Below are 18787 nucleotides of genomic sequence, written 5' to 3' on the forward strand. Positions count from 1 at the left end.
GCCCGGGGGGCCGGGGGGCCGGGGGGCCGGGGGGCCGGGGGCGGGCGGCAGGCGGGCGTTGCGGGCAGGGGGCCGCGGCCCCCCGGGCGGTGCGCCCGGCGGTCGCGACTACGCTGGGGCTTCGTGAGAATCCTCGTCATCGGCGGCGGTGCCCGCGAGCACGCGCTCTGCCACGCCCTCTCCCGCGACCCGGCCGTCACCGAGCTGCACTGCGCGCCGGGGAACGCCGGGATCGCCGGGGTCGCGACCCTGCACCCGGTGGCCGCGGCGGACGGCCCGGCCGTCGCCGCGCTGGCCGGCCGGGTCCGCGCCGATCTCGTCGTGGTCGGGCCCGAGGCGCCGCTGGTGGCCGGCGTGGCGGACGCGGTCCGCGCCGCGGGCGTTCCCGTGTTCGGCCCCTCGGCCGAGGCCGCGCGCATCGAGGGCAGCAAGGCGTTCGCCAAGGAGGTCATGGCCGCCGCCGGCGTGCCCACCGCCCGCTCCTACGTCTGCGTCACCCCCGAGGAGGCCGACGCGGCGCTGGACGCCTTCGGCCCGCCGTACGTGGTCAAGGACGACGGCCTCGCGGCCGGCAAGGGCGTCGTCGTCACCGAGGACCTGCGGGCCGCCCGGGAGCACGCCCGCGCCTGCGGCCGGGTCGTCATCGAGGAATACCTGGACGGGCCCGAGGTCTCCCTGTTCGCGGTCACGGACGGCGAGACCGTTCTCCCGCTGGCCCCCGCCCAGGACTTCAAGCGCGCCCACGACGCCGACCGGGGCCCCAACACCGGCGGAATGGGCGCGTACTCGCCCCTGCCCTGGGCCGACCCGAAGCTCACCGACGAGGTGCTGCACACCGTTCTGCGGCCGACCGTGGAGGAGATGCGCCGCCGTGGCACCCCCTTCTCCGGGCTGCTGTACGCGGGGCTCGCGCTGACCTCGGCGGGCGTGCGGGTCGTGGAGTTCAACGCCCGCTTCGGCGACCCGGAGACCCAGGTCGTCCTCGCCCGGCTGCTCACCCCCCTGGCCGGGCTGCTGCACGCGGCGGCCACCGGCGAGCTGGCCTCGTTCCCGCCGCTGCGCTGGAGCCCGGACGCCGCCGTCACCGTCGTCATCGCCTCCGAGGGGTACCCCGAGGCGCCGCGCACCGGGGACCCGGTGGAGGGCCTGGAGGAGGTCGCCGCCCAGGACGGCCCCGCCGCCTACGTCCTGCACGCCGGCACCCGCGCGGACGAGGAGGGCCGGGTGCTCAGCGCCGGGGGACGCGTCCTGTCCGTCACCGCCACCGGCCCCGGGCTCGCGGAGGCCAGGGCCCTGGCCTACCGCGCCGTGGGCAGGATCGGCCTGGCCGGCTCCCACCACCGCACCGACATCGCCGCTCGCGCGGCGGCGGAGGAACAGGCGTCCGGTGCGCAGCGGGCCGAAGGGCGCCAAGCGGGCGAAACGGCCGGGGCGCGCCCGGTTCCGCCCGCCACCCCGGGCCCCACCATCGAGTGAGGCGCCCGCTGAGCGGCTGACGGGCCAGCCCCGCCCAACTAGGGTGCCCCGCAACGCCTTCCGCCGCCTCACCCGCTCCCGCTTCCCCCGCCCTACGGCGATCGGCGCACCGCGCATTGCGATGTCAGTGGCCGGTGCGACAGTGGAGAAACGGTGGAGAGCGGTGAAGAAGGCTCTCGTCCGGGGTCGGCCGGACGCGTCGCACAGCGGAGGTCAGGGGCATGCTGCACCGCAGAGCGCACAACGCCAGGGGCGGCGGCGGTGCGCCGCCCGCCCTCCGGCTCGCCCGCGACCGGCTCGCCCGCGCGGCCTGCCCGGCGCTGCGGCGCGCGCTGCGCCGCCTCCCGGGCCGGGGCCGCCGCTCCGCCGCCCCCGCCGGGGCCCTGAGCCACGCCCTGGCCGTCCTGCGGGTGCGCAACAGCGCGCTGGCCCTCGCCCTGCTCCCCGCCGCCGCGGCCGTGGTGCTGCTGGCGGCCGGGGCGCCGGCCGCCGCGCGCTGGGCCGCGGCCGGGCTCGCCGCGGTGACGGCCGCCGCCGCGGGCGCCGCGGCCCTGGTCATCTCCCGCGCCCGCCCGGCCGTCACGCCCACGATCGAGGTCCCCGAGCGTTCCGCCCCCGCCCTCTACGCCCTGATACGCGACCTGGCCGGGCGCCTGGACGTGCCGGCCCCGGGGGCGGTGGCGCTGACCCCCGACTGCGATAGCTGGCTGGAGGAGGCCCCCGGCCCCGGCCCGGGGTCCACGGTCCTGGTCATCGGCTCGCCCTTCCTGTGGTGGATGCGGGTGGGCGAGCTGCGGGCGCTGCTCGCGCCCGTCGTGGCGGGCACCGGCCCGGCCGCGCACCCGGATGTGGCCGCCGCCCGCCGCTGCGTCCGGGCCTGGGACGCGGCGGCCCGGCCGCCCACGGCCGGGCGGTGGCGCCCGCTGACCGCGGCGACCGCCCGGCTGTCCCGGCTGCTGCTGCGGGCCGCCGCCGCGCACAGCGCCGAGATGGAGCGCGGCGTGGCCGCCGCCGCCTCCGCGCGCGCCCAGCGCGTGGACCACGGGCTGCGGGTGCTGGCCCAGGAGCAGGTCGGCCTGGCGTACGCCGGCTGGGACCGGCTGCTGACCCGGGTCGCGCTGCCCGCCTGGCGGGTCGGCCGCTGGCCCGCCCGGCTGGACGCCGGCGTGGTGGCCGCGCTCACCGAGCTGTCCCGGCGGGACCGGCTGGCCGAGGGCTTCGCGGCCCGGCTCAGCGAGCGCCCCGCCTGCGACCTGCTGGAGGAGCCGGGCGCCATGGACGAGCGCATCTCCCGGCTCGCCGCCCGCCTCTTCTTCGGCGAGGCCGTGGGCGCGGGCCGCGCGGAGGCCCCCGCGGCCGAGGTGCCCCGGCAGTCCACCGGCGCGCCGGAGCCCGGCTGGGCGCCGGTGGACTGGCCCTCCTATCCGCGGGAGGTCGTCGACCGCATCTGGCGCGACCGGGCCGCCCGCCTCTTCGCGGCCCTCGACGCGGCCTCGGCCCCCACCCTCTCCTGCCTGCTGACCGGCCTGGCCGAGACGGCCGCCGCCGGGCAGCTCGCCGCCCGGCTCGGCGCGGACGCGGCCCGCGCCGACGCGGCCCGGGCCGCGGGCCCCGCGGGCGGCAGCGGCGTCCTCCCGCCGCCGCCCCAGCCGCCGCGCAGCGACCGGGAGTTGCTGATAGACCACGTGGTGGCCGCGGTCTGCTGCGCCGCCGCTGACACCACGGGAGCCGCCCCCGGCCTGGACTGGCTGGACGGGCCCGTCCTGCTGGACGAGAGCGGCGAGCAGCGCGGCCAGGAGCTGTGCGCCCTGGTCCACACCCTCGTGGACGAGGGCGACGCGGGCCCCCTGCGCAAGTGGCTCGCGGAGACGGGCGTCCGCCCCGACAAGCCGGTGCGCCTCCTGTAGGCCACGCGGGAGCCGGGCGCCCGGGAGGGGTGACCGGTTACCGGACAATCCCTCCTCAGGGGGCTCGACACACTTCGCCCTTAGCGCCAATATCAGGCATCACCGCGCGCCGCGGACGGCGGGCGGCGCGGGACCGGGCGCGCCCGGGCAGGAGGGGGAGCTTGAAGGACAGCAGCACGGAAGTGCAGGTCCGGCGCTGGGAGTCGGGAGCGCTCACGCACGCCGTCTCCGACCCGTTCGGCCAGGGGCCGCTGCCCTGGCTGCGCGGCGCGGCCCGCGCCGCCCCCCACGGCCCCGCGCTGCGCAGCGCCGACGACGTCGGCTGCCAGATCAAGGGCTTCGTGCCCGGCGGCGCCGCCGCCCCCGGCGGCGTGCTCGACTTCCGGATCACCGTGGACCCGCCCGGCGCCTACACGGTGGACATCTACCGGATCGGCCACTACGAGGGCGAGGGCGCGCGCCTGCTGCTGACCAGCCCCCGGCTGACCGGCATCCGCCAGCCGCCGCCGCTGGTCGCGGGCCGGACCGTCTCCTGCCACCACTGGTGGCTCTCCTGGCGCCTGCGCGTCCCCGCCGACTGGCGGCCCGGCGCTCACGTCGCCGTCCTGACCACGGCGGACGGCGCGTTCCGCTCCCATGTGCCCTTCACCGTGCGCGACGACCGGCCCGCGGACCTGCTGCTCGTCGTCCCGGACGTCACGTGGCAGGCGTACAACCTCTTCCCCGAGAACGGCAGCACCGGCGCCAGCCTCTACCACGCCTGGGACTCCGCCGGCCGTCTGCTCGGGGAGGCGAACGCCGCGGTCACCGTCTCCTTCGACCGCCCCTACGCGGGCACCGGCCTGCCGCTGCACGCGGGCCACGCCTACGACTTCGTCCGCTGGGCCGAGCGCTACGGCTACGACCTGGCCTACGCCACCGCCCGCGACCTGCACGCGGGCCGCGTCGACCCCTCCAGGTACCGGGGCCTGGTCTTCTCCGGGCACGACGAGTACTGGTCGGCGCCGATGCGCCGGGCCGTGGAGGCGGCGCGCGACCAGGGAACCTCGCTGGTCTTCCTCTCGGCCAACACCATGTACTGGCAGGTGACCCTGGGTCCGCTGCCCTCCGGCGACCCCGACCGCCTGCTGACCTGCCGCAAGCGCCAGGGCCCCGGCCGGGCCGTGCTCTGGCGCGAGCAGGGCCGCCCCGAACAGACCCTGCTGGGCGTGCAGTACGTCGGCGCCGTGCCGCGCCCCCACCCCCTGGTGGTGCGCAACGCCTCGCACTGGCTGTGGGAGGCGACCGGCGCGGGCGAGGGCGACGAACTGCCGGGCCTGGTGGCGGGCGAGGCGGACCGTTACTTCCCGCGCACCCCGCTGCCCGAGTCCACCGGCCGCGTCCTGCTGGCGCACTCGCCCTACCGGGACGCCACCGGCGCCCGCCGCCACCAGGAGACCTCGCTGTACCGGGCGCCCAGCGGCGCGCTGGTGTTCGCCGCCGGGACCTTCGCCTGGACGCCCGCCCTGGGCCGCCCCGGGCACGCCGACCCCCGGATCCAGAAGGCCACCGCGAACCTGCTGGACCGGATCTGCAAACGCGATTGACCGGCCCGCCGTCCCGGGCGCCGCCGCCCCCGCCCCGGTGACGAAACGGACATCAGCCTGCGTGACAATGGAGGACGGCAATGCGCGCGGCCCATCCAACCCTCAAGCCGCCGGGAGGCAGCTGTGCCTGGATTCGTTGAGAAGCCGGAGCCCGTCCGGGTGCCGGGGCTCGTACACCTGCACACGGGCAAGGTGCGGGACCTGTACCGGGCGGAGTCGGGCGACCTGGTGATGGTCGCCAGCGACCGCGTCTCCGCCTACGACTGGGTGCTCGCCGGGGAGATCCCCGACAAGGGGCGCATTCTCACGCGCCTCACGCTGTGGTGGTTCGACCAGCTCGCCGACCTGGTGCCCAACCACCTGGTCTCCACCGACCCGCCCCCCGGCGCCCCCGCCGACTGGGCGGGCCGCGTGATGGTGTGCCGGTCGCTGGACATGATCCCCGTCGAGGCCGTCGCCCGCGGCTACCTCACCGGCTCCGGCCTGGAGGAGTACCGCCGCGACCGCACCGTCTGCGGCCTCGCGCTCCCGCCGGGCCTGGAGGACGGCTCCGAGCTTCCGGCGCCCATCTTCACCCCCGCCACCAAGGGCGCGGTCGGCACCCACGACGAGAATGTCAGCTACGAGGAGGTGGCCCGCCGCACCGGCGCCGAGACCGCGGCCCGGCTGCGCCAGACCACCCTGGCGCTCTACCACCGGGCACGCGACATCGCCCGGGACCGGGGGCTGATCCTGGCCGACACCAAGTTCGAGTTCGGCCGCGCGGCCGGCGCCGGGCCCGACGACCCGCTGGTGCTGGCCGACGAGGTGCTCACCCCCGACTCCTCGCGGTTCTGGCGCAAGGACGAGTGGCAGCCCGGCCGCCCCCAGAAGCCCTACGACAAGCAGTACATCCGGGACTGGCTCACCTCGGACGCGGCCGGCTGGGACCGCGCCTCCGACAGCCCGCCCCCGGCCCTGCCGCCGGGGGTCATCCACCAGACCCGCGCCCGGTACGCCGAGGCGTACCGGCTGCTCACCGGGCTGGCCTGGGACTGACGGCCCCGCCGCGACGCCACCGGGCCCCCGCCGCATCGACACGGCGGGGGCCCGGTGTGCGTTCACCCCGGGGCACGCGCGGGTACCTGCGAACGCCCCTAGAAGCTGCCGCAGTTGCTCCCCGGCTCCGTCCCGGAGAAGCGGCCCTGGAGCCAATTCGCCGAGTTCGTCGCCGCGTTGAGCGCCGCCGAGGCGTGCGAGAACAGCGGCACCAGCGAGAAGATGTCGCGGAACTGCACGCTCTCCGCCCCCGCCGCGCACCAGTCGCGGGCCATCTGGCGGCCCTGCCCGTACGGCACGATGTCGTCGTTGCGCGCGTGCTCGACCAGCACGGGCACCTCGGGGGCGATGTTCCCGATCCGCTGCTCGGCGACCACCGAGGCGAAGGGCTCCTCGTCCAGGTACTCCGCGACCGGCCGCCCGTCCGCCGTCCACGTGCTGGAGCGCTGGAAGGCGTACCCGAAGATCGAGTCCGTCAGGCAGGCGTCGCGCCCCCGCTCGAACAGCTCCCGGCCCCGGTCGCTGGCCAGCCCCAGGATGTCCAGCTCGGGGTAGGCGGCGTTGAGGCTGATCAGGGAGAAGCCGAGGAACCCGGCCGTGTAGGAGCCGTCCAGGGACTCGGCGAGCACGCTCAGGTCGGCCGGCGGCGCGCCCGCGTAGGCGCCCCGCACATCCAGCTCGGGCGCGTAGGAGGCCGCCAGCTCGGCCGCCGCCGCGGAGGCGCCGCCGCCCTGGGAGTAGCCCGTGATGCCGACCGGCCCGTCGGAGGGCAGCCCGGCGCCCTCCAGGCGCTGCGCGGCGCGCAGCACGTCGAGCACCGCGTGCGCCTCGGCCTGCCGGATCACGTAGGTGTGGTCCCCGGGCGTGCCGAAGCCCTCGTAGTCGGTCTGCGCCACGGCTATGCCCCGGTCCAGCAGGGGCCCGATGAACAGCCCGTGGATGTCCACCGGCAGGCCGGAGTTGCCCTCGCCCGCGATGGTCTTGGAGGGCGCGCAGCGGTCGCCCATGCCCGAGGTGAACGGCGCGTAGGCGACGATGGGCCGCTCGCCGGGGCCGTTCCAGGGCCGGTCGGGAACGATCACGGTGCCGGTCACGGGGATGCGGTTCCCGTGGGTGTCCCGGCTGAGGTACATGATGCGCGTCGCCTCGCCGCCGGCCACGTCCGAGGGCTGGGAGCGGATGACGTCGCCGTCCTCCCCGGCGGGGAGCGGCGAGGGGGGCTGGTAGAACGCCTCGTCCGCCCCGGCCGTTCCGGGGACGACGATCAACGCCACCACCCCGGCCACCAGCGCGACGAGGACGGCGGACAGCCGCCTCAGGGACAGCCGCCTCTGGAGAAGTCGCATGCCATGATCACCTGGCTCTTCATCGAGCTGCTTGTTGACAGACGGTCGCGAAGCTAGCGATCCGGCCCGCACCCCTGTCAAGGGAAGCGCCCGACCCACGCATCCCGGCCACAACGCCCGCGCCCGCCCCTGTCACCCGCCCACGCGGGCCCTTCAGAGCCAGCCGCGTTCGCGGGCGATGCGGGCCGCCGCGTGGCGGTTGGTCGCGCCGAGCTTGGCCGCCGCCGAGGAGAGGTAGTTGCGGACCGTCCCCGGGGCCAGGGCCGCGCGGCGCGCGATCTCCGCGACCGGCGCCCCGTCCGCCGCCAGCTCCAGCAGCTCCGCCTCCCGCTCGCTCAGCGGCGAGTCCCCCGCGCTGATCGCGTCCGCCGCCAGCTCCGGGTCGACGTACCGGTGCCCGCCGTGCACCGAGCGGATGATCTCCGCCAGCCGCCGCGCCGAGACCGTCTTGGGCAGGAACCCGCGAACGCCCGCCGCCAGCGCCCGCTTCAGGTGCCCCGGCCGCGCGTGCCCGGTCACGATCATCACCGCGCACCCCGGCAGCTCGGCCCGCAGCGAGGCCGCCACCGCGACCCCGTCCGCCCCCGGCATCTGGAGGTCCAGCACGGCCACGTCCGGCCGGTGCGCCCGCGCCATCGCCAGCGCCTCCGGGCCCGAGGCGGCCTCGGCCACCACCGCCAGGTCCTCCTCCAGCGTCAGCAGCGCGGCCACCGCGCCCCGGATGAGGTGCTCGTCGTCGGCCAGCAGCACGCGGATCACGGCGGTCACGGGCGTTCCCCCGAGGCCCCCGGCAGCGGCACCCGCAGCGGCACCCGCGCGGTCAGCAGGAACGACCCCCCGCCCGCCGCGGGTCCCGCGCCCAGCGTTCCCCCGACGGCCGACAGCCGCTCCCGCAGCCCGGCGAGCCCCGAGCCGGCCCCCGGCTCCGACCCGGAGGGCGCCCGCATCCCGTCGTTCTCCATCTCCAGCACCGCCGTCCCCTCCGCCAGCCGCAGCCGCACCGTGCAGCAGGCCGCGTCCGCGTGCCGCAGGACGTTGGTCGTGCCCTCGCGCACCACCCAGCCCAGCGCCGACTCCGCCGCCGCGGGCAACGCCCCGGGCGCGCCGGCCCCGCCCTCCTCCGCGACCCGGCAGGCGATGCCCGCCGCCTCCAACACGCCCTGCGCGCCGACCAGTTCGGCGTGCAGACCCGCCGCGCGGTACCCCCGCACGACCTCCCTGATCTCCCGCTGCGACTCCCGCGCGATGCGCTGCACCTCCGTCATCTGGTCCACCGCCGCCGGGGAGCCCCGGACCGCCAGCCGCGCGGCCAGCTCGCTCTTGAGCGCGATCACCGACAGGTTCCGGCCCAGCACGTCGTGCAGGTCCCGCGCGAACCGCAGCCGCTCCTCCGCCACCGCAAGCCGTCCCTCCGTCTCCCGCGCCGCGTCCAGCCGGTCGATCCCGCGCAGCATCCACGCCGAGGTGCGGTACGTCCCGGCCATCACCGCCGCCAGCACCACCATCGTCGCGCTCAGGCCCGCCAACGGCCCGCCCGGCGTGCCAGAGGCCACCAGCGCGGTCAGTCCCGCCAGCACCGGCACGGCCGCCAGCCGGAACGCCCGCCGCCCGGGCCGCGCCAGCGCCAGCGGCCCGGCCCCGAACCCCGCGAGCTGGACCGTCAGCCCCATCGCCGGCTCCGCCAGCGCCCCGGCCGCCACCGCGCCGCCCGTCGCGGCCAGCGCCAGGCAGGTCGCGGCGCAGTAGGCGAGAACCAGCCGGTCCGGGCCGTACGCGCGCTCGGCCCCCGCTCCCGCGTCCAGGTAGTGCGCCAGGCAGCGGCGGGTCAGCAGCACGCCCGTGCTCGCGTGGGCCAGCGCCACGGCGGAGGCGGCGGCCACCGCCCAGGCCGCGCTGTCCGCGGCCGTGGCCACCAGGCCGAGCGCCGTCGCCCCGGCCTCGAAGACCCCCATCGAGTACAGCGTGTACCGGATGTAGAGGTGAATCCGCTCCCGCTGGCCGGACCCGCGGACGCGCCGCACCCACCGGACCGCCGCCCGCACCACCACGTTCCCGCTCTCCTCCCGCCGCCCTCAGGCCCGCGGCTCCCACCGGAACCGGCGCCGTACAGCAAACACCGCCACCGCCGTCCACGCCATGCCGAGCGCCAGCGCGCGCCCCGCCTCCGCCGCGTTCAGCCCGCCCAGCCAGCCGCCCGTGACCAGCTCGACCACCGGCGTCAGCGGCAGCATCCGGCACGCGTCCGCCACCCGGTCGGGCAGCACGGCCAGCGGCACGAACAGGCCCGAGCCGAGCACCGAGGCCATCAGCAGCGGCATCCCGGTCACCTGCGCGCTCTCCACCGTCCTGGTCAGGGCGGCGGTGGCCGCCGCGAGCGCGGCGAGCAGCACCACGCCCAGCACGGTCCCGGCCACCAGCAGCGGCGCCGCGGCCGGCGCCCGCACGTCCAGGAGCGCCGCCCCGGCCGCTACCAGCACGACGCACTGGGCCAGGGCCAGCGCGGCCGAGGGCAGGGCGCTGCCCGCCAGGATCTCCGCGTCGGTCAGCTCTCCGGTGCGCAGCCGCTTCAGCACCCGCTCCTCGCGGCGCGCCACGTAGACGGGGATCAGCCCCTGGTAGACGACCAGCACCAGCACCAGCCCGATCCCGCCGGTCAGCACGGCCTCCCCCCGGCTGAGCCCGGTCCCGTCCAGCTCCCACTCCCGCGAGGACGACCACGACAGCCCCACCATCGCCACCGGCATCAGCAACGCCAGCAAGAACGCCGTCCGATTCCGCAGCAACAGCGTCAACTCCGCCTCCCCCAGGGCCCCCATCCGCCGGGCCCGACCCCGCCGGGCAGTGCTGCCGCCCGCGCCCGCCGCGTCTGCGTCCGCGTCATGCCCCGAGCCGAAACGGGTGCCGGGCGCCCCCGGCTCCCCGGCCGCCACGGACGGCGCGCCGGACTCGGGCCCAGCCTCGCCCGGCGCCCCGGCCTCGCCCGGCGCCCCGGCCACGCTCGACCGCGCGCGGCCGGGCGTTCCGGCCACGGGCCCACCGGGCCCTCCGGCCGGCGGGCCCGGCTCCGTCGCCCGGCTTCCGGGTTCCGGCCTCGGGCCTTGGCCCGGCGTCCCCGCCCGGGTCCGGGCCTCGCCCGGCTCCCCGGTCGCGGTCGGCCGCGCGCGGTCCCGGCTTTCGGCCCTGGGCGCCCCCGGTGTGCCGCCGGGGTCCGTGCTCAGCGACGCGTTCCGCTCCTCCGGCGTCCTCACGGTGCCGTCACCTCCGTCTCGTCCCGGGCCGGGGCGCCGGCGGCCTGCGCCGTCCCCTCGTGCTCCGCGGCGCCGTGCGCGCCGTCCCGCGTGATCGTCAGGAAGACCTCCTCCAGGGAGGCCGAACGTGCGTCGAGGCCGGGCAGCGCAACGCCCAAGTCGCGGGCACGCAAGAGCAGTTCGAGCAGCGTCCGCTGCAGGTCGCGCGTGCGCAGCTCCACCCGGCCGCCGCGGACCGCCGCCGTCGTGCCCTCCGGCAGGAGCCCGGCCGCCAACGGCCCCGCCGGCACGTCGAAGCGGATGCGCGCCGGCTCCCGCGCCGCGACCTCCGCGGGCGTTCCGGCGGCGACGATCCGGCCCTCGCGCATGATCGCCAGCCGGTCGGCCAGCGCCTCGGCCTCCTCCAGGTAGTGCGTGGTCAGCAGCACGGTCACCCCGCGCTCCCGCAACTCCCGTACCACCTCCCACGTATCGCGCCGGGCCCGCGGGTCGAGCCCCGTCGTCGGCTCGTCCAGGAAGAGCACCCGGGGCCGCCCCAGCAGGGCCAGCGCCAGGTCCAGCCGGCGCCGTTCACCCCCGGAGAGCTGCTTGACCCGCACGCCGGCCCGGGCCGCCAGGCCCACTCGGTCGAGCGCCGAGGAAACGGCCGCCGCCCGCCCCGCTCGCGAGCCCGGCGCGCGGCTGAGGCAGCCCGCCCACATCCGCGCCGTCTCCGCCGCCGTGAGGTCGGCCGGAAACCCGCCCTCCTGGAGCATCACCCCGGTGAACGGCCGCACCGCCGCCCGCTCCCGGAAGGGGTCGCGCCCCAGCACCCGCACGCTCCCCCCGCTGGGCTCGGCGAGCCCTTCGAGCAGCTCCACGGTGGAGGTCTTGCCCGCCCCGTTCGTGCCGAGCAGGGCGAAGACCTCGCCCCGCCGCACCTCGAACGACAGCCCCCGCACCGCCTCGAACCCGCCCGCGCCGCGCGGCCCGTAGCGCCGCCGCAGCTCCTGGGCCCCGATCACGTCCTCCGCGTCATCCATGGCTCCAGGCTCCCGCCGGAAAAGGGGCGCGCGCAGTGCGCCCTGTCATCGGCGCACATGACAAATGTCAGACCGGCCGAGGCCGAGGGAGAGCCCGGGCGCCCCTCGGACATGCCGAAGGCCCGGTCTCACGAGGAGACCGGGCCTTCGGACCGGAGCGGACGACGAGATTCGAACTCGCGACCCTCACCTTGGCAAGGTGATGCTCTACCAACTGAGCCACGTCCGCACTGCGCTCACTATACCCCACCCGTCACGGGTGTCTGGGCCAGCGACCGGAGCGGGTGACAGGGATCGCACACTGTGCCTCCCTCTTGGAAAGAGGGCGTTCTGCTACTGAACTACACCCGCTGGAACCTTGGGGTTTGAGCCCCTCGGCGCGCTTCAGACTCTAGCCGATCACCTGGGGTTCACCGCAACTCGGCGCCTGGCGACCGGTGCCCGCGGCCCTCGGGGGCGCCCCGAGGGCCGCCTCAGACGGCGTGCGCCTCGTTGAACGCGTCGTAGACCTTCTTGGGGATCCGGCCGCGGGCCGGCACTCCGAAGCCGTTGGACTCCGCCCAGGCACGGACGGCCTTGGGGTCGGGGGCCACGGCGGTGTGGTGGAAGGTCTTGCCGGACTTCGCCCGCTTCCGCCCCGCTTCTACGTAGGGGGCGAGCGCCGTCCGCAGCTTCTCCGCGTTGCCCGAGCTGAGATCGATCTCGTAGGTCTTGCCGTCGAGCCCGAACGCAATCGTTTCCGAGGCCTCTCCGCCGTCGATGTCGTCGGAGAGAGTGACCACTACACGCTGTGCCACGGATATCGGTCCTTCCATTGAGGCGCGCTGCCGTGCGACGGCTCCGGCGCCGAGTGTCGCAGGCTGGTGCCGTTTACCGCTCTTCTATTTGTACGTCGCCCGGCCTGGTAATGCGAAGCGGCGGAATTACGCTCCGGGCGTCCTCCCGCACCGGGGACCCTACTTTTCTCGGGCCGTTTCTTGCAGGGGTTTCCGCCCTCGATACCCGAACGTGACCGAACTTCGCTTGTCTATCCGCGTAGAATCGGCCGCCCGGTAGGCTGAGCCGTGCAGCGTCCGGCTGCTCCATCACCGCACCACCACCGGGAGTAACCAGTGGCCCGCGTCGTAGTCGACGTCATGCTCAAGCCGGAGATCCTCGACCCCCAGGGGCAGGCGGTGCAGCGCGCCCTGCCCCGCCTCGGCTTCGAGGGCGTCACCGATGTCCGCCAGGGCAAACGCTTCGAGCTGGAGCTTCAGGGGCCGGTCGACGGCGCCGCCCTCGACCGGGTCCGGGAGATGGCGAGGACCTTCCTCGCCAACACCGTGATCGAGGACTTCACCGTCCGCGTGGAGGCGGTCGAGGCCGCCGAAGGCGCTGGGGACGACGCCCCCGGCGCGGCCGGGGACGCGGCGGTGGCCGGGGGTGTCTCGTGACCACGCGTGTGGGAGTCGTCACATTTCCCGGATCGCTGGACGACCGCGACGCCGCCCGCGCGGTAAAGCTCGCGGGAGGCGAGCCCGTCACGCTCTGGCACGGGGACAAAGCGCTGCATCAGGTGGACGCCGTGATCCTGCCCGGCGGATTCTCCTATGGCGACTATCTCCGCTGCGGCGCCATCGCCCGTTTCTCTCCCGTGATGGAGACGATCATCGAGCAGGCGCGGGGCGGGATGCCCGTTCTTGGCATCTGCAATGGATTTCAGGTGCTGTGTGAATCACATCTCCTGCCCGGCGCCCTCACGCGCAATGATCACCTTCACTTCGTCTGCCGGGATCAGCGCCTGCGCGTGGAGAACGCCGCCACCGCCTGGACGTCCCGCTATGTCCCCGGCCAGGAGATCACCATTCCGCTGAAGAACGGCGAGGGCGGGTACGTCGCCGACGAGCGCACCCTGGATGAGCTGGAGGCCGAGGGACGCGTGGCGTTCCGTTACCTGGAGGGGAACCCCAACGGCTCCCGCCGCGACATCGCCGGGATCACCAACGCGGCGGGCAACGTCCTCGGCCTGATGCCGCATCCCGAGCACGCCGTGGACACCCTCACCGGCCCCACCGACGACGGCCTCGGCTTCTTCGCCTCGGTCCTCACCGGGCTGGTGGCGGCATGACCCTCGACACCGTCAAGCACGCCGAGCAGACCCCCGAGACCGAGCAGCCCTGGGCCGAACTCGGCCTGAAGGCCGACGAGTACGCCCGCATCCGCGAGATCCTCGGCCGCCGCCCCACCGGCGCCGAACTGGCGATGTACTCGGTGATGTGGTCCGAGCACTGCTCGTACAAGTCGAGCAAGGTGCACCTGCGGCAGTTCGGCGAGAAGGCCCCGCCCTCCGACGCCCTGCTCGTGGGCATCGGAGAGAACGCCGGGGTGGTCGACGTCGGCCAGGGCTACGCCGTCACGTTCAAGGTCGAGTCGCACAACCACCCCTCGTACATCGAGCCGTATCAGGGCGCCGCGACCGGCATCGGCGGCATCGTCCGCGACATCCTCGCCATGGGCGCCCGCCCGGTGGCCGTGATGGACCCGCTGCGCTTCGGCGCCGCCGACCACCCCGACACCCGCCGCGTGCTCCCCGGCGTGGTCGCCGGCATCGGCGGCTACGGGAACTGCCTGGGCCTGCCGAACATCGGCGGCGAGGTCGTCTTCGACCCCTGCTACCAGGGCAACCCCCTGGTCAACGCCCTGTGCGTGGGCGTGATGCGGCACGAGGACATCCACCTGGCCAAGGCCTCCGGGCCGGGCAACAAGGTCATCCTCTACGGCGCCCGCACCGGCGGCGACGGCATCGGCGGCGTCTCCGTCCTGGCCTCCGAGACCTTCTCCCACCCGTCGCCCACCTCCACCCCCACTGGAGGCGCTTCGCGCCACACCTTTTCCCCGCCCGCCAAGCGCCCGGCCGTCCAGGTCGGGGACCCCTTCCAGGAGAAGCTGCTCATCGAGTGCACCCTGGAGCTGTTCGCGGCCGGCCTGGTCGCCGGCATCCAGGACCTCGGCGGCGCCGGCCTGTCCTGCGCGACCTCCGAGCTGGCCTCGGCAGGCTCCGGCGGCATGCGCATCGAGCTGGACGCCGTCCCGCTGCGCGATTCCTCGCTCTCCCCCGAGGAGATCCTGATGAGCGAGTCGCAGGAGCGGATGTGCGCGGTGGTCGAGCCGGGCAAGGTGGAGCGTTTCCTGGAGATCTGCGCCAAGTGGGACGTGATCGCCACGGTCATCGGGGAGGTCACCGACGGGGACCGGCTGGAGATCCACTGGCACGGCGAGCGGATCGTGGACGTTCCGCCGCGCACCGTGGCCCACGAAGGGCCGGTCTACGAGCGGCCGTTCGCCCGCCCGGACTGGCAGGACGCCCTCCAGGCCGACGACCCGGCCCGGCTGCCCCGCCCCTCCGGCGGCGATGAGCTGCGCGCGCAGGTCCTGGCGCTGGTCTCCTCCCCGAACCAGGCCGCCAAGTCCTGGATCACCGACCAGTACGACCGCTACGTCCTGGGCAACACGGTGCTGGCCCAGCCCGAGGACGGCGGCCTGATCCGCATCGACGAGGAGACGAACCTCGGCGTCGCCCTCGCCACGGACGGCAACGGCCGTTACGCCAAGCTCGACCCGTACGCGGGCGCGCAGCTCGCGCTGGCCGAGTCCTACCGCAACGTCGCCGCCACCGGCGCCCGCCCGCTGGCCGTCACCGACTGCCTCAACTTCGGCTCGCCCGAGGACCCGGCGGTGATGTGGCAGTTCGCGGAGGCCACCCGCGGCCTCGCGGACGCCTGCCGCACCCTGGGAACGCCCGTCACCGGCGGCAACGTCTCCCTCTACAACCAGACCGGGGACACCGCCATCCACCCCACGCCCGTGGTCGGCGTGCTCGGCGTGATCGACGACGTCACCCGCCGTACGCCCATCGCCTTCGTGGAGGAGGGCCAGCTGATCTACCTCCTGGGCGAGACGGCCGAGGAATTCGGCGGCTCGGCCTGGGCGCAGGTGGTCCACGGGCACCTGGGCGGGCTGCCGCCCCGCGTGGACCTCGAACGCGAGCGGCTGCTCGCGGAGATCCTCATCAGCGCCTCCCGGGACGGCATGATCGACGCCGCGCACGACCTCTCGGACGGCGGGCTGATCCAGGCCGTCGCCGAGTCCTGCCTGCGCGGCGGGCGCGGGGCGCGGCTGGTGGTGCCGGAGGGGCTGAGCCCCTTCACCTTCCTCTTCTCGGAGTCGGCCGGCCGCGCGGTGGTCGCCCTGCCCCGCAGCGAGGAGGTCCGCTTCACCGAGATGTGCGCGGCCCGCGGTCTCCCCGCGGCCCGCGTCGGCGTGGTGGACGGCGACACGATCGAGGTCCAGGGGGCGTTCACCCTCCCCCTGACCGAGCTGCGCGAGGCCCACGAGCGGACCCTGCCGGAGCTCTTCGGCTGAGCCCTCGCCCGCCGCGACGGCGGCCCGGTCGCCCGGGCCGCCGGGCGGCGAGCCCCGCGGCCGTCCGCGCCCCCCGGCCCGGGTGCGACCGCTCGCGCGGCGGCCGGCACGCCCCTGCGCACCGCGGGGTGTGCCTCACCGCCCGCGCGGCGGCTTCGCGTCGCCGCCTCGGTGGCGCGAAGCCGCGCGGCCGGGCGACACCGGCCCCGTGGCCCGGCCCGGCCGCCGGGCGGCGGAGCGCCGCGCACTGCGGTGCGCGGCCTCACGGCCCGCGCGGCGCCCTCGTGTCGGCGCCTCGACGGCGCCTCCCGTGGCCCGGCCCGCCGCTCGCGCGCAGCCGCCCGCCGCAGGCGGTCCGTGCGGTGGCCCGCCGAAGCAAGCGGCTAGCGCCCCGGCTTGGTCTCGTAGCGCGGCCCCTGGTCCGGGGTGTCCGTGCGCTGGAGTTCGGTGGCCAGGCGGTGGACGCTCACCAGGTCGTGCAGGAGTTCGCGGGTGCGGGCGGCGGGCAGGCCCGCGGAGCGGGCGACCTCGGTGGCGTACACGCCCTCGCCGTCGTGGCGGCGCTCCGCGTCGGCCAGCGCCTGGAAGACCCGGGCGTGCTCCTCGTCGTAGCCGGGCCGGCCTCGGCCGCGGAAGTCGTGGGCGGGCGGGGGCGGGGGCGGGATGGCCCGCTCCGCGGCGATCTCCGCCGCCTCCTCGCGCTGCTTGCCGCGGTGGAGCGGCTCGATCCGCTCCTCGTGGCCGAGCGCGGAATTGCCCGGCACGTGGGTGCGCTGCTTCGAGCCGCCGGTGGTCACCTGGCGCCCCGCGGGCAGCTCCCCGGCCCGCTGGGCCTGCCGCGCCGCCGCCCGGCGCTGGTCCTCGTCGCCTTCCATCTTCTTCCGCACCATGAGACTTCCTCCGTCCTCGTCAGCGGTTCCCGCGTCCTCGTCGTCCTCGGCAGCGGGTTCCCGGCCGCGCCGCGGGCCGCGGCTCAGCGGTCCAGCTCCTCCTGGACCGGCGGCTTCGGCGCGTCGCGCAGTTGCTTGGCCTGGCCGCGCCGGCCGCCCCTGCGGTCCTGCTCGGCGAGCTGGGCCGGGCTCAGGCCCAGGTCGGCGTTGGCCGGCACCCGCACCGAACGCGCCACCTCCTCGCGGTTGGCGTACTCGTCGGGCGGGATGCCCCGCAGCGCCTTGACCGCCGGCTCCGGGGCCCCGGCCCGCTTCGCCTCGCGGACCAGGTCGTCCTTGCCCGCGGGGAAGTCGACGTTCCTCACGGCCCGCAGGATCTCGTTCACGTTCGTGGACCCCATCGGGTCCTCCCTTCTTCAACGCCCTTCCCGGCAACGCCCTGCCGGGCGCCCGGGAACCTACCGCTGGTGCAGCCCGACCAGCGTCCCGCTGGCCAGCCCGTGCCGGTCCACGGCCCGGTGCACCTCGGCGGCCGAGGCCCGCTCCGGCAGGCCGACGGGCTCGGGCAGCGCGTAGAGCCGGAAGAAGTACCGGTGCGCCGGGTCGCCCGCCGGGGGCCGGGGCCCGTCCCAGCCGCGGTCGCCGAAGCCGTTGGTGTGCGGGGTGCCGCCCGCGGGCAGCGCACCCGCGTCCACGCCCCGGGACGAGGGGTCGATTCCGGTCACCAGCCAGTGCAGGAACGTCCCCGAGGGCGCGTCCGGGTCCTCGCACATCAGGACCAGCTCCTCGGTCCCCGGCGGGGGAGAGGACCAGGTCAGCGGGGGCGAGACGTTCTCGCCTTCCCTCGCGTAGCGCCCGGGGATGGGCGCCTCGTCGTTGAAAGCGGTGCTCCGCAGTTCGATTCCAGCCATGCCGCCGGAGTACCCGGGGCGGCCCGGCCCATTCAGCCGCCGCCCCCGCACCACCCTGGGACATTCGTCGTAAGCTCCCTGCTATGTCCGCCGTCCGGCGCAGGACCCGCGCCTACCAGCCCGACCAGGTCCGCGACGCGCTGCTCGCGCAGGCCGAGTTCGTACGGGTGGCCGCGCATCAGCTGACCCCGGAGCAGCTCGCCCGCCCCTCCGGGCTGCCCGGCTGGGACGTCCGCACCCTGCTCGCGCACCTCGCCCGCCAGATCGACGCCCTGCCGCGGCTGCTGGCCGAGCCCGCCCCGGCCGCCCTCCGCCCCCAGACCGACCTCAACGCCTGGGCCGTCTCCACCGCCGGGATCGCGGAGGACCTGGACGCGCAGACCCGCGAGGCGGCCAGGGCCGCGGACGACCAGGTCGCCGCGGTGGACGCCGCCGCCGAGGAGCTGGAGGCCGTGGTCGAGACGGGCGTGCGCGAGGACGTTCTGCTGCCGCACCGGTTCGGCGCGATGCGCGCCCTCGACTTCTCCGTGACCCGGATCGTGGAGCTGGTCACACACAGCGACGACCTGACGCGCGCCACCGGCCGCGTCGTCCGCCTGGACCGGCACGCGCTGGCGGTCACCGTCCGCGCGCTGGCCGACGCGCTGGCCGCCAAGGCGCCCGGCTCCTCCACCGAGCTGCGCGTGCCGCCGTTCGTCGCCGTCCAGTGCCTGCCCGGCCCCCGGCACACCCGCGGCACCCCGCCGAACGTCGTGGAGACCGACCCCGTGACCTGGCTGCGGCTGGCCACCGGCCGCACCACCTGGGACGCCGCCCTGGCCGCCGGCCGCCTGCGCGCGAGCGGGGAACGCGCCTCCGCCCTCGCCGCCGAACTGCCCGTGCTCGCCTGACCGCCCTGCGTGGCGGGGCGACGTGGGGCACGTCTCACATCCCGGGGGGTTCTCCGCCCAGCCCCCTCCTGG

General features: G+C 76.1%; 17 protein-coding genes and 2 tRNA genes. 8 read left to right on the forward strand and 11 right to left on the reverse strand.

The window, feature by feature from the left end:
* Nucleotides 1-123: 123 nt before the first annotated feature.
* The 4 genes from purD to RM780_RS18695 all read left to right on the forward strand — a co-directional run bounded on the left by purD (nt 124) and on the right by RM780_RS18695 (nt 6007).
* Entirely contained in the window at nt 124-1476 is a 1353-nt protein-coding gene (gene purD, locus RM780_RS18680; RefSeq protein WP_311631922.1) for a phosphoribosylamine--glycine ligase, read from the forward strand.
* A gap of 221 nt (nt 1477-1697) precedes the next feature.
* Nucleotides 1698-3383 (forward strand): M48 family metalloprotease, encoded by a 1686-nt coding sequence (locus tag RM780_RS18685; protein ID WP_311631923.1) that lies wholly within the window; start codon nt 1698-1700, stop codon nt 3381-3383.
* Between the two features lie 161 nt (nt 3384-3544).
* The gene (locus RM780_RS18690; RefSeq protein ID WP_311631924.1) at nt 3545-4969 is read left to right on the forward strand and encodes a N,N-dimethylformamidase beta subunit family domain-containing protein; all 1425 of its coding nucleotides are present in this window, start codon (nt 3545-3547) and stop codon (nt 4967-4969) included.
* Nucleotides 4970-5092: 123 nt separating this feature from the next.
* Complete coding sequence (locus RM780_RS18695) at nt 5093-6007, forward strand: phosphoribosylaminoimidazolesuccinocarboxamide synthase (protein ID WP_311631925.1); 915 nt, start codon at nt 5093-5095, stop codon at nt 6005-6007.
* 98 nt (nt 6008-6105) lie between these two features.
* Here the strand turns inward: RM780_RS18695 and RM780_RS18700 are convergent, their stop codons facing one another.
* The 8 genes from RM780_RS18700 to RM780_RS18735 all read right to left on the reverse strand — a co-directional run bounded on the left by RM780_RS18700 (nt 6106) and on the right by RM780_RS18735 (nt 12420).
* Nucleotides 6106-7353 (reverse strand): lipase family protein, encoded by a 1248-nt coding sequence (locus RM780_RS18700; protein WP_311631926.1) that lies wholly within the window; start codon nt 7351-7353, stop codon nt 6106-6108.
* Nucleotides 7354-7506: 153 nt separating this feature from the next.
* On the reverse strand, nt 7507-8121 hold the full coding sequence (locus tag RM780_RS18705; protein ID WP_311631927.1) for a response regulator transcription factor: 615 nt from the start codon (nt 8119-8121) through the stop codon (nt 7507-7509).
* The gene (locus RM780_RS18710) at nt 8118-9401 is read right to left on the reverse strand and encodes a sensor histidine kinase (RefSeq protein ID WP_311631929.1); all 1284 of its coding nucleotides are present in this window, start codon (nt 9399-9401) and stop codon (nt 8118-8120) included. Before RM780_RS18710 ends, RM780_RS18705 begins: the two co-directional genes overlap by 4 nt.
* A 24-nt stretch (nt 9402-9425) precedes the next feature.
* Nucleotides 9426-10169 carry an ABC transporter permease gene (locus RM780_RS18715; protein ID WP_311631930.1) on the reverse strand — a complete coding sequence of 248 codons (744 nt, stop codon included), beginning with the start codon at nt 10167-10169 and terminating at the stop codon, nt 9426-9428.
* A 428-nt stretch (nt 10170-10597) separates the two neighbouring features.
* A complete protein-coding gene (locus RM780_RS18720) occupies nt 10598-11623 on the reverse strand; it encodes an ABC transporter ATP-binding protein (RefSeq protein ID WP_311631931.1) in 1026 nt (341 codons plus the stop codon).
* Between the two features lie 156 nt (nt 11624-11779).
* Nucleotides 11780-11852 (reverse strand) — tRNA-Gly (locus RM780_RS18725).
* A 50-nt stretch (nt 11853-11902) separates the two neighbouring features.
* Nucleotides 11903-11974 (reverse strand) — tRNA-Gly (locus tag RM780_RS18730).
* A 122-nt stretch (nt 11975-12096) separates the two neighbouring features.
* Nucleotides 12097-12420 (reverse strand): histone-like nucleoid-structuring protein Lsr2, encoded by a 324-nt coding sequence (locus RM780_RS18735; RefSeq protein WP_311631932.1) that lies wholly within the window; start codon nt 12418-12420, stop codon nt 12097-12099.
* 315 nt (nt 12421-12735) lie between these two features.
* On the opposite strand from RM780_RS18735, the gene purS reads away from it, so the two are divergent.
* The 3 genes from purS to purL are packed head-to-tail and all read left to right on the forward strand — an operon-like array spanning nt 12736 to nt 16024.
* The gene (purS, locus tag RM780_RS18740; protein ID WP_311631933.1) at nt 12736-13056 is read left to right on the forward strand and encodes a phosphoribosylformylglycinamidine synthase subunit PurS; all 321 of its coding nucleotides are present in this window, start codon (nt 12736-12738) and stop codon (nt 13054-13056) included.
* Nucleotides 13053-13730, forward strand: a complete 678-nt coding sequence (purQ, locus tag RM780_RS18745; protein ID WP_311631934.1) for a phosphoribosylformylglycinamidine synthase subunit PurQ — start codon at nt 13053-13055, stop codon at nt 13728-13730. The genes purS and purQ overlap by 4 nt, the downstream gene beginning before the upstream one ends.
* A complete protein-coding gene (gene purL / locus RM780_RS18750) occupies nt 13727-16024 on the forward strand; it encodes a phosphoribosylformylglycinamidine synthase subunit PurL (RefSeq protein ID WP_311631935.1) in 2298 nt (765 codons plus the stop codon). The genes purQ and purL overlap by 4 nt, the downstream gene beginning before the upstream one ends.
* 383 nt (nt 16025-16407) lie before the next feature.
* Here purL and RM780_RS18755 read toward each other — a convergent pair whose 3' ends face one another.
* The 3 genes from RM780_RS18755 to RM780_RS18765 all read right to left on the reverse strand — a co-directional run bounded on the left by RM780_RS18755 (nt 16408) and on the right by RM780_RS18765 (nt 17825).
* Nucleotides 16408-16914, reverse strand: a complete 507-nt coding sequence (locus tag RM780_RS18755) for a hypothetical protein (protein ID WP_311631936.1) — start codon at nt 16912-16914, stop codon at nt 16408-16410.
* Between the two features lie 83 nt (nt 16915-16997).
* On the reverse strand, nt 16998-17315 hold the full coding sequence (locus tag RM780_RS18760; RefSeq protein WP_311631937.1) for a DUF2795 domain-containing protein: 318 nt from the start codon (nt 17313-17315) through the stop codon (nt 16998-17000).
* A 57-nt stretch (nt 17316-17372) separates the two neighbouring features.
* Nucleotides 17373-17825, reverse strand: coding sequence for a YbhB/YbcL family Raf kinase inhibitor-like protein (locus RM780_RS18765; RefSeq protein WP_311631938.1), 453 nt, complete (start codon nt 17823-17825; stop codon nt 17373-17375).
* Nucleotides 17826-17908: 83 nt separating this feature from the next.
* Between RM780_RS18765 and RM780_RS18770 the strand changes: the two genes are divergently transcribed.
* On the forward strand, nt 17909-18715 hold the full coding sequence (locus tag RM780_RS18770; RefSeq protein ID WP_311631939.1) for a sterol carrier family protein: 807 nt from the start codon (nt 17909-17911) through the stop codon (nt 18713-18715).
* Nucleotides 18716-18787: the final 72 nt, after the last annotated feature.

The sequence above is a fragment of the Streptomyces boetiae genome, from assembly GCF_031845405.1.
In the GTDB taxonomy this organism is placed as follows: Bacteria; Actinomycetota; Actinomycetes; order Streptomycetales; family Streptomycetaceae; genus Streptomyces; species Streptomyces boetiae.

Excerpts from the sequence above, each read along its gene's own strand:
- RM780_RS18685 (WP_311631923.1), top strand. The coding sequence starts at position 1,698 with ATGCTGCACCGCAGAGCGCACAACGCCAGGGGCGGCGGCGGTGCGCCG.
- RM780_RS18700 (WP_311631926.1), bottom strand. The coding sequence starts at position 7,353 with ATGCGACTTCTCCAGAGGCGGCTGTCCCTGAGGCGGCTGTCCGCCGTC.
- RM780_RS18715 (WP_311631930.1), bottom strand. The coding sequence starts at position 10,169 with ATGGGGGCCCTGGGGGAGGCGGAGTTGACGCTGTTGCTGCGGAATCGG.
- RM780_RS18720 (WP_311631931.1), bottom strand. The coding sequence starts at position 11,623 with ATGGATGACGCGGAGGACGTGATCGGGGCCCAGGAGCTGCGGCGGCGC.
- purL (WP_311631935.1), top strand. The coding sequence starts at position 13,727 with ATGACCCTCGACACCGTCAAGCACGCCGAGCAGACCCCCGAGACCGAG.
- RM780_RS18755 (WP_311631936.1), bottom strand. The coding sequence starts at position 16,914 with ATGGTGCGGAAGAAGATGGAAGGCGACGAGGACCAGCGCCGGGCGGCG.
- RM780_RS18760 (WP_311631937.1), bottom strand. The coding sequence starts at position 17,315 with ATGGGGTCCACGAACGTGAACGAGATCCTGCGGGCCGTGAGGAACGTC.
- RM780_RS18765 (WP_311631938.1), bottom strand. The coding sequence starts at position 17,825 with ATGGCTGGAATCGAACTGCGGAGCACCGCTTTCAACGACGAGGCGCCC.
- RM780_RS18770 (WP_311631939.1), top strand. The coding sequence starts at position 17,909 with ATGTCCGCCGTCCGGCGCAGGACCCGCGCCTACCAGCCCGACCAGGTC.